Source organism: Plantactinospora sp. A48, from assembly GCF_055793945.1.
On sequence record NZ_JBTIXF010000015.1, the window covers coordinates 101,748 to 115,764 of the forward strand.

Genomic DNA, 14,017 nt, shown 5'->3' on the forward strand with positions numbered 1-14,017 from the left:
ACGGGAACCCGCCCGTCCACATGCCGGACCGGGCCCGGCCGGCTCAGCCGCCGCGCCGTGCAGCGCGCCCGGGAGCGTGGGGGCGCCGGATCCGGTTGACCGGACCGCCTGGCGGGATACCCTGGGGCCGTGGAGCGAGGGTCGGTGGAGCTGACGCGCCGGTGGCAGAGCCGGCCGGGCCGGCTGACGCTGGTCATCCCCGCCCTGGACGAGCTGCGCGGCCCGGTGCGGGGCACGGTCGAGCTGCCGCACCGGATGGTGTGGCAACCGGCGCCGCTGCGCCGGTTCGATCTCGACGACCCGTACGAGCGGTGCCGCGTCTACGAGATCGTCCTGCGGGAGGCCGTGCGGTTCGACGAACTGCGGTCCCTGCTCGACGGCACCCTGCTGCGGCGGATCTGGTCGGACCTGTACCTGCCGTCCGGGGTGCGCCGCGCCTGGCAGGATCACCACGCCGAACTCACCGTGCCGGGCGCCGTCGGCTGATGCCGGAGGGCATCGACCCGTTCCAGGAGCGGGTGGCCCGGATCGCCCTGGCCGTGGCCCGGGACGACGGGTTCGTCCTGGGCGGCGGCCTGGCCCTGGCGGCGCACGGGATACTCGCCCGACCGACCGAGGACATCGACCTGTTTCGGGACTCCACGCCCGGCGGCGGGGTGTCGGCCGCCGCGGCCCGGATCGGGGCCGCGTTGGCGGCGGACGGGGTACGGGTGGAGGTCGAGCCGACGGAGGGGTGGCTGTCCGAGCTGGTGGCCGACCTGGACGAGCAGATCGTCGAGCTGGTCGCCCACCGTGACGGTGCCCCGGAGGGGATCCGGCTGAGCCTGGGTCATCTGCACCGTCGGCACGGGCCGGTGGTGCTGGACATCGGGCCGGTGATGCACCTTGACGACCTGCGGGCCTGGAAGGTGGCGGCGCTGGTGGCGCGGGCCGAGCCGCGCGACTACATCGACGTGGCCGCCTTCCTCGCCACGGCGGGACCGGACGAGCTGATCGCGCTGGCCCGGAGCATGGATCCGGGCATCGAGGACGACGAGGTGGCCGCCGTGCGGGGCCGGTTGGACCGGATACCGGACCGGGAGTTCACCGCGTACGGCCTGGACGACGCCGGGGTGGCCGCCCTGCGGCGCCGGTTCTCGGCCTGGCCGGGTCGGTAGGCGGGCTCCGGCCAGGCTGGTCGTCGTGGACGCGGCGCCGGCGGAGGGCGGCCGGGCCCACCCGGATCACCGCGCTCGCGGGGTGGATTGTCCGTTGTTGGATAATCTGCCGCGGATCGAAACGGTAGGCTGGGGGCATGACGGCAATGGCCCCCGCGCGCACCGAACCGGACCTGTCGTTCCTGCTCGACCATGCCGGGCACGTGCTACGGGCCCGGATGGCCGCGGCCCTGGCCGAGGTCGGGCTCACCGCCCGGATGCACTGTGTGCTGGTGCACGCGCTGGGGGAGGAGCGGACCCAGATCCAGCTCGCCGAGCTGGGGGACATGGACAAGACCACCATGGTGGTCACGGTGGACGCCCTGGAGCGGGCGGGGCTGGCCGAGCGCCGCCCGTCGAGCCGGGACCGCCGGGCCCGGATCGTGGCGATCACCGACCGGGGGGCCGAGGTCGCCGCCCGGAGCCAGGAGATCGTCGACCGCGTCCACCGGGAGGCCCTGGCGGCACTGCCCGCCGACGAGAGTGCGGTCCTCCTGCGGGCGATGAACCGCCTGGTGACCGGTCACCTGGCCGCCGCGCCGGCGGGTGCGGGCGGGGCCCGGCGAGCGCGTCAACGACAAGACTAGCTCCGTAGCAGATCGTCTGCATCGGAACTATCTGCTAACGTCCCTCCTGTTGGACCCGTTCGACAGGAGGGACGGCCATGTCTGCCGTACCAACCCCACCCCGCTCCCGCTGGCTCGCCCTCGCGGTCGTCGCCACCGCGATGCTGATGACCGTCCTCGACGGCAGCATCGTCACGGTCGCCATGCCGGCCATCCAGGATGACCTCGGATTCTCACCGGCCGGGCTGACCTGGGTGGTCAACGCCTACCTCATCGCCTTCGGCAGCCTGCTGCTGCTCGCCGGCCGGCTCGGTGACCTGGTCGGCCGCAAACGGATCTTTCTGGCCGGCACCGCCGTGTTCACCGCCGCGTCCCTGCTGGCCGCCGGCGCCGGTTCGCCGTCGACGCTGATCGCCGCCCGGTTCCTCCAGGGAATCGGCAGCGCCCTGGCCGCCGCCGTGAGCCTCGGCATCCTGGTCACCCTGTTCACCACCCCCCGGGAACGCGGCACCGCGATCGCCGTGTTCAGCTTCACCGGCGCGGCCGGCGCATCCATCGGCCAGGTGCTCGGCGGGGTACTCACCGACGCCCTGAGCTGGCACTGGATCTTCGCCATCAACCTGCCGATCGGGCTGGCCGCGCTGCTGCTCGGCGTACCGCTGCTGCCGAACGACCGGGGGATCGGCCTGCGGGCCGGGGCGGACCTGGCGGGGGCGGCGCTGGTCACCGCCGGCCTGACCGTCGGGATCTACACCCTGATCCGGGTCGACCGGACCGGCTGGACCTCGGCCGGCACACTCGGTCGGGGTGCGATCGCGGTGCTGCTGCTCGGCGCGTTCGTGGCCCGGCAGGCCACCGCCCGCCGTCCCCTCGTACCGTTGCGGTTGTTCCGGAACCGGGCCGTTGCCGGCGCCAACGCGGTCCAGCTGCTGATGGTCGCCGCGGCGTTCTCCTTCCAGGTTCTCGTCACGCTCTACCTGCAACGGGTCGGCGGCTACGGCGCCGCCCGGACCGGCCTGGCCCTGCTGCCCGCCGCGCTGGTGATCGGCGCCGTGTCGCTCGGCGCCGCCGCCCGGCTCAACGTCCGGTACGGGGAGCGGCGGGTGCTGCTGGCCGGGCTCGGCCTGCTGGTGGTGATGCTCGCCCTGCTGGCCCGGGTGCCGGCGCGGGCCGACTACCCGGTCGATCTGCTGCCGGTGATGCTGCTCGCCGCGGGTTTCGGGCTGGCCATGCCGGCGCTGACCACCCTCGGCATGTCGGGCGCGGGTCAGCGGGACGCCGGCCTGGTTTCCGGACTGTTCAACACCACCCAGCAGATTGGCATGGCGGTCGGGGTGGCGGTGCTGTCCACCCTGGCCAGTTCCCGGACCGGGACGCTCCGGGCGGCCGGCGCCGACCCGGCGACCGCGCTGACCGGCGGATACCGCCTCGCCTTCGGCACCGGCGCCGGACTGCTGGTGGTGGCGCTCCTGCTCGCGACCCTGATCCTGCGCCAACCCGAGCGCCTGATTGGGGCCACGGCGACTCGGCCCGGCGCCACCGTGCCGGCTGCCGGGCGCCCGAACTCGTCGGTGCCGACGACACGCGCGTACCACTCGGCGTCCCCGGCCAGCCAGGCCGCAGCGGACCTGTCCGGTCGGTCAACGGGTCAACGCTCGGCGGGTGAGAGCACCGCCGGCTGACAGGACCGGACCGGGATCCGCGGATCGGCTAGCGTCGAGGTGACGACGAGCGGTGGGAGGCCAGCGAGGTGCGCACGAGCGTGAGCGTCGGATCCGCCGATGACCAGATCCCACGCCGCACCGGATCAACCGGCGGCGAACCGGACCAGCACGCAACCACGGCCGGCCGGACGCCTCCACTCGGGGCCGCGCGGCTGCTCGCCGCCCTGACCGAGCGCACCGGCGTACGGCTGGATTACCTCGGGTCCTGCCCGGGTGGCGAGGTGGGCGCCGCGTACGTCCAATGGCCCGACGGCCGGCGCTCGGTGCTGGGCCGGGACCGCGCCGAGGTGGCACCGCTGGTCGATCTGGCCCGGGCCGCCGGCGTGCCGGCGCCCCGGTACGAGCTGACGGCGCCGCTGCACGGCGGGTCGGTCGCGGTGGTGCAACAACTGCTGCCCGGCGCGCCCCCGGCAGACCTCGACCGGTCGCTGCTGGACCAGCTGCTGGCGGTGAACGCGCGGCTGCATGGTCTGCTGGCCGACCGGCCCGAGCTGCCGGCGATCCCGCTGTACCTCACGTCGAGCGGTCCCGGGTTCTGCCAGCACGAGTCCCTCACCGGGTACGACCGGCGGACCGCGCGGCTGCTGGACTGGGTGCGGGAGGTGGGCTTCGAACGGGACACGGCGGACGGTCCGGACCTGGTACACCTGGATTTCCATCCGGGCAACGTGCTGGTCGACGCGGGCCGGATCAGTGGGGTGCTCGACTGGGATGGCGCGGGTCGGGGTGACGGCCGGCTCGACCTGGTGACCCTGCGGTTCGACCTGGCCCGCCGGGCACCCGCGCTCGGCGCCGAGCTGTCCGAGCTGCTGCGCGGGTCGGTCCCGTCGGAGCGGTTACGGGCGTACTGGGCGCACCACAGCCTGCGGTTGGTCGACTGGTCGATCCGCCACCACGGGCCCGCCGAGGTGGACCGCTGGCTGGAGGTCGCCGAACCCGCGTTGTCCTGGTGACCGGGCTACCCCCGACCGCTCACCCGGTCCGGCGGTCCCCGCCAACACGCTCCGCCGACCCGGCGGGGACCGGCGATGGGGGTCAGCGGGGCCGGCGGCGGGCGGCGGACCGGTTCGGCGTGCCGGCGGCCGTCCAGTGCGCGGGACGGGTGAACCCCGGCGGCAGCCGGGTGGCGGCGTCGCCGGTGGCGGCGTCGAGCTGGGGCTGCACGAGGAAGAGCGTGTCCCGCAGGTCCGCGCCGTCGAGCCGGGCGCCCCGGGTGTCGGCGCCGATCAGGTCGGCCCGCCGCAGGTCCGCGCCGCGCAGGTCGGCCCCGATCAGGTACGCCCCGCGCAGGTTCGCCCCCCGCAGGTCGGCGCCACGCAGGGCCGCGCCGATCAGGTCGGCGCCGCGTCGTTCGATCCGCCGGCCACCGACGCCGGCCCGGGCCAGCTCGCTGGCCCGGGTCAACAGGACGTTGACGCGTTCCCGCCAGGCCGGCACGTCGGCGGCGAGGAGCGCCTCGGGGGTGTCGTCCACCAGCCGGTGCAGCTCGGCCAGCGTCGCGTCGAGGTCGGCGGGCAGCGACCCGACGGCCGGCAGCCCCCGCGCCTCGGTCAGGTACGCGAGCAGCTCGTGCAGTGGGCGCTGCACCGCGAAGACGTCGAACATCCGGGCCGCGGTCTCCGGGTCGCTCCGCCAGTCCCGGCCGCCGAAGGTGACCTGGGAGACCCGCTGCCCGGCGCCGAAACAGTCGAACACCGTGCAGCCGGGAAAGCCGCGCTGCCGCAACCGGGCGTGGATGCCGCAGCGGAAGTCGTCGCCCAGGTTCGGGCAGGCCCGACCGGCGGGCTTGTCGATGGCGAAGTCGGCGGAGGCGGCGAAGGCGGGCGCCACGCAGCACAACCCGAAGCAGCGCGCGCAGTCGGCGCGTAGCGGATTGGTCGGCGCGGTGGGCTCAGTCAGGACGGACTCCCGGTCGGTACGGATGGGCGCTGACCATCATGGCACCGGGGTGGCCGGACCCACCCGACCGGTGCGGCCGGGAGGCACCCGGTCGGGACGTACCGGCTGGTTGTCGGGGTTCTCAGTCGGGGTCGAGGGTGGCCAGGTCCGTGGGCCGGGCCCGGCGACCCCGCCGGGCGGCCCGGTACGCCACGGCGCGGATCCGGGCCACCGGTTCCGGCAGCCGCAGCCCCGGCAGTGGGTGCAGTACCGGGTCGAACGTGACGGGACCGTCGGCGGCGTCGGCGGGCGGCGGGCTCAGCTCCAGGGTCCCGAAGGGTCGCCACGCCGATCGAGCAGTGGCGACGGCCAGGACGAACCGGGGGACCGGTCCGGCGTTCCCGGGAGGCGACCCGGACCGGACGGCCGGAGGCTGCGGGATCGCGGCGAGCAGCACCGAAGCCCGCTGCGACCGGTACGGGGTGACCGAGGTGTACGCGGCCCGGGTCGGGTCGCGGCGCGGCATCAGCACGTGCCGGGCCACCGGGGCCAGGCCGGTGGTGGACAGCAGCAGGTCGCAGGGGCGGCCGTCGGGGCCGGGGAAGCGCACGGCGAGCCCGAGCACGTCCGGCAGCGGCCGGGGCAGGCTCGCGCCCCGCGACAGCCGGGCCACCCCCCGGTCGTGGCCCGGTTCGGTGAGCCACGGCGGCAGGTCGGGCGCGTCGAGGCCGTGCCGGGTCAGGAGCGCGCTGTGCACCGTACCGTCGGTGTGGATGGGCCTGCCGCGCCGCAGCCGGGCGGCCACGAGGAAGCCGGCCCCCAGCAGGACGGCGGCGGTCGCGACCGCCGGTCGGGTGCGGGCGCCGGTCGGCCGGGTCGACGCGGTGCTGTTCATCCCCCGGCTCTACCCCGGCAACGGCGTCCCATTCCGTACCCGGACGTCCCTTCCCGGTACGCGGCCCGCTCGCCGCGTCCCGCCGGTCGTTTCCGGTGGCCGGCAGGCTGTCGTTTCGGGGTGCGGGCCCTGGGGTAGACGGCCCGGTCATGAGCGCTGATGATGTGTTTCTGGTTGGTGGCCCCCGCGACGGCAGCACGGCGTCCGCCGGTGGCAGCGGCCTGCTGGAGTTCGAACTCGACGGCATGATCCATCGGTACATCCCGACCACGAAGGAGCGGGAGCACGACGGACGCGCCCTGGCCGTCTACAACTACGACGGAATGGTGGCGCCGTCGGGTGGCCAGCCGGGCGTGGAGGACCCGGAGGCCCGGGTCGCCTCGCCGCTGGCCGATTCCGACAACCGCTGAGGTCCGATCGCGGTCCACGCCGATCACCGGCGTGGAAGCACCGGCCGCCGGCCCGGACTGCGGTCGGGTCGGCGGCGTCCCGGAACCGCTCCGGCGGCGTCCACTCTGTCCGGGGTGGACGCCGCCGCGACACCGGATCGGGTCAGGCGTTGTGACGACCGCCGCCTCGGCGACCCGCCAGACAGGTCGTCGATCGGATACCTCACGGATGCGCTCCGTCATGGATGATGTCCGGTGACAACCGGCAGCCGGGACGGAGAGGCTTACGTTGCACAGTCTGGCGGGAGCGGACCCGTACCAGCTCGCGGCCGACGCCGCGGCGGCCCTGGCCGAGGCCACCGGCTGCCAGCGCCACGACGCGGTGGTCGTGCTCGGTAGCGGCTGGGGTGGCGCGGCCGACGCCTTCGGGACACCGCGGGCCGAACTGTCCTTCGTGGACCTGCCCGGGTTTCACGCCCCGACCGCGCCGGGGCACCGCGGACTCGTCCGATCCTGTCTGCTCGACGGCGCCCGGGTGCTCTGCTTCCTCGGGCGCACCCATCTCTACGAGGGGCTCGGCGTCGACGCCGTCGCCCACGCCATCAGGACGGCGGCGGCCAGCGGCTGCCGCGTCGCGGTGCTCAGCAACGCCAACGGTGCCCTGCGTCCGGACTGGGAACTCGGCACCGGGGTCCTCATCCGCGACCATCTCAACCTCTCCGGTACCTCACCGCTGCGCGGACCCCGCTTCGTCGACCTGACCGGGTGCTGGAGCGAACGACTGCGGCGGCTCGCGGTCGAAGCCGACCCGACGCTCCACGAAGGCGTCTACGCGTTCCTGCCGGGCCCGCACTACGAGACGCCGGCGGAGGCGTTGATGCTGCGCCGGCTCGGCGCCGACGTCGTCGGCATGTCCACCGTCGTCGAGGCGATCGCCGCCCGGGAGGCCGGCCTCGAACTGCTCGGCCTGTCGGTCGTCACCGCGGTCGGCGGCGGCGACGGCGAACCCACCGACCCCGCCGAGGTGGTGGCGGTGGCGGAGTCCTCCGCCGCGCGACTCGGCACCGTCATCCGCACCGTACTGGGGCAGGCGTTCCGCGACTGATTCCACCCACGCAGGGAGAACACATGAACGCAGCGACGCACACCACCGGCAGCCAGCCGGTGGCATCCGGCGGCCCGGCCGGGCTGCCGGTGGAGGTCAACGGCATCAACGTGATCGCCGAGCGGGACCGCAAGGGCCGGCCCCGCGACGTCTTCTGGCCGTGGTGCGCCGCCAACATCGCGGTCCTGGGCATCAGCTACGGCTCGTTCTTCCTCGGCTTCGGGGTCTCCTTCTGGCAGGCCACCGTCGCCGGGGTCATCGGCACCGTCGTCTCGTTCCTGCTCGTCGGGTTCGTGTCGCTGGCCGGCAAGCGCGGCTCGGCGCCGACGATGGTGCTCAGCCGGGCCGCGTTCGGCGTCCGGGGCAACGCGCTGCCGGCGGTGCTCAGCTACATCATCCTCGTCGGCTGGGAGACGGTGCTGTGCGCCCTGGCCACGCTGGCCACGGCGACCGTCTTCGACCGGCTCGGCTGGGCCAGCGGCAACACCACGAAGGTGGTGGCGTTCCTCGTGGTGGCCGCGATCGTCGTACTCGCCGGGATCCTCGGCTTCGACGCCATCATGCGACTGCAGGGCATCATCACGATCGCCACCGGTGTGCTGACCGTCGGCTACCTCGCGCTCACCGCCGACCACGTCTCGTGGACGGCGGTGACGTCCGTGCCCAGCGGGTCGGCCGAGGCGTTCATCGGTACGCTCATCTTCGCGATGACCAGCTTCGGCCTCGGCTGGGTCAACTCCGGCGCCGACTACTCCCGCTACCTGCCCCGTGCCGTGTCCAGCCGGGGTGTCGTGGGGTGGACCACGTTCGGCGCGAGCGTCGCCCCGGTGGTCCTGGTGGTCTTCGGGCTGCTGCTCGCCGCCAGCGACAAGGACCTCAGCAGTGGGATCGGCGCCGACCCCATCGGGGCGCTCACCACGCTGCTCCCGACGTGGTACCTGGTGCCGTTCGCGATCGTCGCCATCCTCGGTCTGATCGGTGGCGCGGTGCTGGACATCTACTCGTCCGGCCTCACCCTGCTCACCCTCGGGGTGCGGGTACCGCGCTGGACGGCGGCCGGCATCGACGGCGTGCTGATGATCCTCGGCACCATCTACCTCGTCTGGATCGCCGACAACTTCATCGGCCCGTTCCAGGGCTTCCTCATCACCCTCGGTGTGCCGATCGCCGCCTGGTGCGGGATCTTCCTCGCCGACCTCGCGGTGCGGCGTGCCCCGTACGCCGACGCGGACCTCTACCGACCCGAGGGCCGCTACGGCCGGCTGAACCCGCTGGCGGTCGGGCTGGTCATCGTGGCCACGGCGGTCGGCTGGGGGCTGGTCACCAACAGCTTCGCCGGCTGGCTCGGCTGGCAGGGATACCTGCTGTCCCCGCTGGGACTCGGCGGCCGGACCGGCGCCTGGGCCTACGCCAACCTCGGGGTGGCCGCGTCGCTGGCCATCGGCTTCGTGGGCTACCTGCTGGGTGGCCGCCGGCGCGTCCAGCAGCAGGAACGGGCGGGCTGAGCACCGCGCTGGCGTCCAGCGCGGGCCCGTTGACCGGCCCGATCGCGGCAGCTCAGCCGCTGCCGCAGTTCGCGCGGCGGTCAGCTCGCGGCCAACCGGGCCGTCGCGCGCAGGTCCAGGATGTCGAGCGAGAGCCGCGACCGGGCGCTGGCGGGCGCGTCGAGGGCCGGGTCGGACCGTAGGATCGCGGTCTGGAGCTGGTGCATCCGGGGCAGCGGCTCCATGCCGAGCCGATCCTTGAGCACCCGTCGAAGCCGCTGGAACACCTCAAGGGCGTCGGCCGGGCGGCCGGAGCGGTGCAGCGCCAGCATCAGCTGGGCGTGCACGTTCTCGTGCAGGGGATGCTGCTCGACCAGCATGGAGAGTTCGCCGAGCAGCTCGTGGTGGCGGCCCAGCCGCAGGTCCGCCTCGATGCGCTGCTCCAGGACGCTGAGCCGGAACTCCTCCAGCCCCGAGACGCGGCTGCGCAGCATGGCGCCGAGCTGCACGTCGACCAGCGGCCGACCGCGCCACAGGGCCAGCGCGCGACGGAACATTTCGGCCACCAGCCGGTCGTCGCCGTGGTCGATGGCCCGGCGTGCCTGCTCCACCCGATCCTCGGCAACGTGCAGGTCGAGGTCGCCCGGACGGATGGTGAGCAGGTAGCCGCGGTCCGCTGTGACCAGCGGGTTAACGGCCGGCGGCCGGTCCGGCCGGACACCGACGCTGAGCGCCTTCCGCACTTGCATCACATAGGTCTGCAGGGTGGCCACGGCGGTATTCGGGCGGCTGTCCGGCCACAGCTCTTCGATGCATTCATCCACTGAGACGATGTGATTTCCATTCAGCAGCAACAATGCCAGAAGCTGGCGCTGCTTCCGGGCGGTCGGCGTTCGGATGGTGAATTCATGCTGCACAGTCAGCGGTCCGAGAACACCAAAATTCACTGCAAACCTTCCCCGACTCGTGGTGCGATTACGGAAGCGGGCCCGCAGTCCGTCCGGCGAGTATTCCTTCCGAAAGATTACCGGCTGGCCAGCCGTGCGGGGGCCCACGCTGACAGATGTCGGACCTGGTGCGGAACGGTCGCGGTCGTTATCCGGCGCTGCGGCCCGGCACCGCTTCGTCGAGCCGCCGCCGACGGACCCGCCGCCGACCGGTCGCTGTCGCATCGATCCTCATTCGAGACATTCGTCTGCTGCCGCCCGGGGCGGGGTTCCGGGTGGCTACGTCCGGACGGCTCGGGCGCGGGCCGGCACGTCGGTGTCGACGTCGAGCAGCCGGCGGTACACCCCGTCGAGTTCGGCGCCCGGCTCGATGCCCACCTGCTCGACGAGCGTGCGGCGGGCCTCCCGGTAGGCCATCAGCGCCTCACCACGCCGCGCGCTCTGCGCCAACGCGGTGAGCAGCAGCGCCCACAGCCGCTCGCGTAACGGCTGCTCGGCCAGCATCCGGCGGACCTCGGCCACCACGTTGTCGCGGTCGCCCACCGCCAGCCGCACCGCCAGCAGGGTCTCGGTCGTCTCCATCCGTACCTCGTTCAGTCGCCGCCGCTCCATCTGGGCCAGCGGCCCGCCCGTGCCCTGCCAGGGCTGTCCGCGCCAGAGCGCGAGCGCGCTGGTCAGCAGGGACCGCGCCCGGTGGCGGTCGTCGCGGACCCGGGCCTGGGCGCCCTGGGCCACCAGCCGTTCGAAGCACCGGACGTCGACCCGGTCGGGGTCGAGGTCGAGCAGGTAGCCGGCCGGGGTGGACCGCAACAGGGTGGCGCTGCGGCCGCCGCGCGCCGGTTCGAGCAGCCGCCGCAGCCGCGACACGTACGTGTGGATGATGTTGGTCACCGTGTTCGGGGACTCCTCCGATCCCCAGAGGTCCGCGGCCAGCTGTTCGGTCGCCACCGCCGTACCGCACCGCAGTGCCAACGCGGCCAGCAGTTCCCGCTGCCTGGCAGGTCCGGCATGGATGACCCGGCCACCCTGGCGTACCTCTATCGGGCCGAGTAGATCGATCGACAGTCCTGGCATCGTCAGCCTCCCCGTCCGGTGGTCACCCACCGATCCGCCGCGTACGTCCATCGGCGCTGATCTCTGTTCTAACAGGTGCCCGGAGATAAGCGACCGAGTTCCGGTAAAGGCGTTCTAAAGGATCGCTGGATACGTTCTGGGCGGCACCGGAAAATGTCAGGCGCACTCGGGTCAAGGTTACCCTTCGCAGTCCAGAACGGTTCCATTTTGAATTCAGGACGTGTCGGTACGGTTATTTCCGAAGGCGTTGCCGCTAACGGAGGGAAAGGTGCCGCGCATGGCGGAACTCATCGGGCTGGACGCTGCCGAACAGCTGACCACCAAAGAGGTGCAGGACCTGTACCGGCGCTATGTCAGCCGCAGTCAGGTGTCGCTGATGACCTCGTTCGGCTTCGGCCGTGAACTTGTCGAGCGCGCCGAGGGCGCCTGGATCCACATGCGCGACGGCCGTCGGGTACTCGACTTTTCCGGCGGGGTGGGCGTGCTCAACCACGGCCACAACCACCCCCGCATTCTGTCCGCCCGTCGCCGATTCGGGCAGGAACGCCGCATGGAGGTGCACAAGGCGTTCTTCTCGCCCTACGTCGGCGTGCTGAGCCACAACATCGCCGCCCTGCTGCCCGGCGATCTGTCCGTGTCGTACTTCCCGAACTCGGGGGCGGAGGCGAACGAGGGCGCCATCAAGATGGCGTTCAAGTACCACGGCGGTACCCGCCAGAAGATCATGCGCGCCGACATCAGCTTCCACGGCAAGACACTCGCCGCGGGCAGCCTCACCGGCTCGACCGAGAACGCGTTCCGCTTTCCCGGCCTGCCCGGCATCGTGGTCTACCCGTACGGCGACGCGCGCGCGGTCCGCGAGGCCGTGGCGGCACACCGGCGCGCTGACGGCGGGTGCGACGTGTACGCCCTGCTGGTCGAGCCGTACAGCGCGTCGACGCTGCGGCACTGGTCACCGGACGCGCTGCGCGACGTGCGCCGGCTCTGCGACGAGGAGGGGATCATCCTCATCTTCGACGAGATCTACACCGGTTGGGGCAAGACCGGCAGCCTCTTCTACTTCATGCGCGACGAAGGGCTCGTCCCCGACATCCTGACCTACTCGAAGTCGCTGGGTGGCGGCAAGGCGTCGATCTCCGGGTACACGGCCCGGGAGCCGATCTTCCGGCGGGCGTACGACCGGCTGACCGACGTCATCCTGCACAGCACCACGTACTACGGGTTCGGCGAGGAGACGGCCACCGCCATCGAGGCGGTGAACGTGGTGGTGGAGGACGACTACCCGCGCCGCGCCCGGGAGATCGAGCAGCAGCTGGCGCCGGGACTGGAACGGATCGCCAAGACCTACCCGGACGTGGTCAGCTCGGTCAGCGGGGTCGGCGCGCTGCACGGGGTCTTCCTCGGCGGCGGGGCGCGGATCCTGGACCTCGCGGGCAAGCTGGCGCCCGGCTTCTCCGGTGACCCTCAGTTCCGGACCAAGCTCATCACGCTCTCCGTCATCGCGCACCTGTACCGCGAGTACAACATCATGACGTACTACAGCCCCAACGGCGCCAACCCGTTGATGGTGGCGCCGCCGCTGGTGGCCGGTCCGGCCGACCTGGACTACTTCCTCACCTCCCTGGACAGCACGCTGAGCCGGGGCCTGCCGCGCCTGCTCGGCGCGTTCGTGCGGGACAAGGTGGCGTCGCGGTGGTGACCGACGTGGTGGTGACCGGCGCTGCCGGGATGCTCGGTTCGCACCTGGTCCGCCGGCTTGCCGCGGCGGGCGGCGCCGTCGTCGGGGTCGACCTGCGGCCGGCGGACGAACTGCCGCCGGGCGTCCGGCACATCGTCGCCGACATCCGGGACGCCGCGGCCATGCGGCAGGCGATGCGCGGGGCCCGCGCGGTCGTGCACTGCGCCGCCGCGCTGCCGAGCTACTCTGCCGATCAGATCCGTTCGGTGATCGTGACGGGCACCCGTACGGTGCTGACCGCCGCCGCCGAGGCGGGGGTGGACCGGGCGGTCCACATCTCCTCCACGGCCGTGTACGGGTTGCCGTCGGTCGTCCCGACCACCGAGGAGTACCCCCGCGAGCCGGTCGACACCTACAGCGCCGCGAAGGCCGACGCCGAACTGGTCGCCGAGAAGCTGCGGGCCGACGGGCTGTGCGTGCCCATCCTGCGCCCCAAGACGTTCCTCGGCCCGGGCCGGATGGGGCTGTTCGCGATGTTGTTCGAATGGGCCGAGGAGGGCCGCAACTTTCCGGTCCTCGGGCGCGGTGACGTGCGCATCCAGATGTTCGCGATGGAGGACCTGCTCGACGCCGTCCTCGCCGTCCTGGCGGCGCCACCCGCGCTCGCCAACGACACGTACAACCTCGGTGCGGCGCGGTTCGGCACCCTCCGGGACGACTTCCAGGCCGTGCTGGACGCGGCCGGGCACGGCAGGCGGGTGGTCTCCCTGCCCGCCCGTCCCGCCCTCGCGGTGCTGCGGCTGCTCGAACGCACCCGGCTCTCCCCGGTGTACGGCCGGCTGCTGCACAAGCTCATGGCCGACTCGTACGTCAGCATCGACAAGGCGCGGGCCGGTCTCGGTTTCCAGCCCCGGCTGTCCAATCAGGACGCGATTCTCGCCACCTACCGCTGGTGGCGGGCGAACCGGACAGCGGGGGGGGCAGAGAAGAAGCGGGGGGAAAAAAACAAAACCACGAAAACAGGAGGGGTGTCCCACCTTAGAGGCCGTTTTTTTCCCCCTCGGGTTTACTTCTGGGGCCC

14 protein-coding genes are annotated in these 14,017 nt (G+C 72.8%); 10 read left to right on the forward strand and 4 right to left on the reverse strand.

Annotated features, from left to right (window positions below):
• Positions 1-129 precede the first annotated feature (129 nt).
• The 5 genes from ACXN5W_RS11325 to ACXN5W_RS11345 all read left to right on the forward strand — a co-directional run bounded on the left by ACXN5W_RS11325 (position 130) and on the right by ACXN5W_RS11345 (position 4,439).
• Positions 130-486: a hypothetical protein gene (locus tag ACXN5W_RS11325; RefSeq protein ID WP_473158162.1), complete on the forward strand. Its 357-nt coding sequence runs from the start codon at positions 130-132 to the stop codon at positions 484-486.
• Positions 486-1,157, forward strand: a complete 672-nt coding sequence (locus ACXN5W_RS11330; RefSeq protein ID WP_473158163.1) for a nucleotidyl transferase AbiEii/AbiGii toxin family protein — start codon at positions 486-488, stop codon at positions 1,155-1,157. Before ACXN5W_RS11325 ends, ACXN5W_RS11330 begins: the two co-directional genes overlap by 1 nt.
• A gap of 137 nt (positions 1,158-1,294) precedes the next feature.
• On the forward strand, positions 1,295-1,783 hold the full coding sequence (locus tag ACXN5W_RS11335; protein WP_473158164.1) for a MarR family winged helix-turn-helix transcriptional regulator: 489 nt from the start codon (positions 1,295-1,297) through the stop codon (positions 1,781-1,783).
• 77 nt (positions 1,784-1,860) lie between these two features.
• Positions 1,861-3,444, forward strand: a complete 1,584-nt coding sequence (locus ACXN5W_RS11340; RefSeq protein ID WP_473158165.1) for an MFS transporter — start codon at positions 1,861-1,863, stop codon at positions 3,442-3,444.
• 80 nt (positions 3,445-3,524) lie between these two features.
• The gene (locus tag ACXN5W_RS11345; RefSeq protein WP_473158166.1) at positions 3,525-4,439 is read left to right on the forward strand and encodes a phosphotransferase; all 915 of its coding nucleotides are present in this window, start codon (positions 3,525-3,527) and stop codon (positions 4,437-4,439) included.
• Positions 4,440-4,521: 82 nt separating this feature from the next.
• On the opposite strand, the gene ACXN5W_RS11350 is transcribed toward ACXN5W_RS11345, so the two are convergent.
• Together ACXN5W_RS11350 and ACXN5W_RS11355 are read right to left on the reverse strand one after the other, a co-directional pair.
• On the reverse strand, positions 4,522-5,385 hold the full coding sequence (locus ACXN5W_RS11350; RefSeq protein WP_473158179.1) for a pentapeptide repeat-containing protein: 864 nt from the start codon (positions 5,383-5,385) through the stop codon (positions 4,522-4,524).
• 121 nt (positions 5,386-5,506) lie between these two features.
• The gene (locus ACXN5W_RS11355; protein WP_473158167.1) at positions 5,507-6,259 is read right to left on the reverse strand and encodes a phosphodiesterase; all 753 of its coding nucleotides are present in this window, start codon (positions 6,257-6,259) and stop codon (positions 5,507-5,509) included.
• A gap of 149 nt (positions 6,260-6,408) precedes the next feature.
• Here ACXN5W_RS11355 and ACXN5W_RS11360 point away from each other — a divergent pair, with 149 nt between their 5' ends.
• From ACXN5W_RS11360 to ACXN5W_RS11370, 3 genes are all read left to right on the forward strand, one after another.
• Entirely contained in the window at positions 6,409-6,669 is a 261-nt protein-coding gene (locus ACXN5W_RS11360) for a hypothetical protein (RefSeq protein WP_473158168.1), read from the forward strand.
• A 268-nt stretch (positions 6,670-6,937) separates the two neighbouring features.
• On the forward strand, positions 6,938-7,753 hold the full coding sequence (locus tag ACXN5W_RS11365; protein ID WP_473158169.1) for a purine-nucleoside phosphorylase: 816 nt from the start codon (positions 6,938-6,940) through the stop codon (positions 7,751-7,753).
• Between the two features lie 23 nt (positions 7,754-7,776).
• The gene (locus ACXN5W_RS11370; RefSeq protein WP_473158170.1) at positions 7,777-9,258 is read left to right on the forward strand and encodes a purine-cytosine permease family protein; all 1,482 of its coding nucleotides are present in this window, start codon (positions 7,777-7,779) and stop codon (positions 9,256-9,258) included.
• Between the two features lie 80 nt (positions 9,259-9,338).
• Here the strand turns inward: ACXN5W_RS11370 and ACXN5W_RS11375 are convergent, their stop codons facing one another.
• Positions 9,339-10,409: an AfsR/SARP family transcriptional regulator gene (locus ACXN5W_RS11375; protein WP_473158171.1), complete on the reverse strand. Its 1,071-nt coding sequence runs from the start codon at positions 10,407-10,409 to the stop codon at positions 9,339-9,341.
• 54 nt (positions 10,410-10,463) lie between these two features.
• Positions 10,464-11,258, reverse strand: coding sequence for an AfsR/SARP family transcriptional regulator (locus ACXN5W_RS11380; protein WP_473158172.1), 795 nt, complete (start codon positions 11,256-11,258; stop codon positions 10,464-10,466).
• 376 nt (positions 11,259-11,634) lie between these two features.
• Here ACXN5W_RS11380 and ACXN5W_RS11385 point away from each other — a divergent pair, with 376 nt between their 5' ends.
• Together ACXN5W_RS11385 and ACXN5W_RS11390 are read left to right on the forward strand one after the other, a co-directional pair.
• Positions 11,635-12,957, forward strand: coding sequence for an aspartate aminotransferase family protein (locus ACXN5W_RS11385; RefSeq protein ID WP_473158180.1), 1,323 nt, complete (start codon positions 11,635-11,637; stop codon positions 12,955-12,957).
• On the forward strand, positions 12,951-14,017 hold a 1,067-nt coding region (locus tag ACXN5W_RS11390), incomplete at its 3' end, for an NAD-dependent epimerase/dehydratase family protein (protein ID WP_473158173.1). The genes ACXN5W_RS11385 and ACXN5W_RS11390, both read left to right, overlap by 7 nt.

Excerpts from the sequence above, each read along its gene's own strand:
- ACXN5W_RS11330 (WP_473158163.1), top strand. The coding sequence starts at position 486 with ATGCCGGAGGGCATCGACCCGTTCCAGGAGCGGGTGGCCCGGATCGCC.
- ACXN5W_RS11335 (WP_473158164.1), top strand. The coding sequence starts at position 1,295 with ATGACGGCAATGGCCCCCGCGCGCACCGAACCGGACCTGTCGTTCCTG.
- ACXN5W_RS11340 (WP_473158165.1), top strand. The coding sequence starts at position 1,861 with ATGTCTGCCGTACCAACCCCACCCCGCTCCCGCTGGCTCGCCCTCGCG.
- ACXN5W_RS11355 (WP_473158167.1), bottom strand. The coding sequence starts at position 6,259 with ATGAACAGCACCGCGTCGACCCGGCCGACCGGCGCCCGCACCCGACCG.
- ACXN5W_RS11360 (WP_473158168.1), top strand. The coding sequence starts at position 6,409 with ATGAGCGCTGATGATGTGTTTCTGGTTGGTGGCCCCCGCGACGGCAGC.
- ACXN5W_RS11370 (WP_473158170.1), top strand. The coding sequence starts at position 7,777 with ATGAACGCAGCGACGCACACCACCGGCAGCCAGCCGGTGGCATCCGGC.
- ACXN5W_RS11375 (WP_473158171.1), bottom strand. The coding sequence starts at position 10,409 with ATGCGACAGCGACCGGTCGGCGGCGGGTCCGTCGGCGGCGGCTCGACG.
- ACXN5W_RS11380 (WP_473158172.1), bottom strand. The coding sequence starts at position 11,258 with ATGCCAGGACTGTCGATCGATCTACTCGGCCCGATAGAGGTACGCCAG.
- ACXN5W_RS11385 (WP_473158180.1), top strand. The coding sequence starts at position 11,635 with ATGACCTCGTTCGGCTTCGGCCGTGAACTTGTCGAGCGCGCCGAGGGC.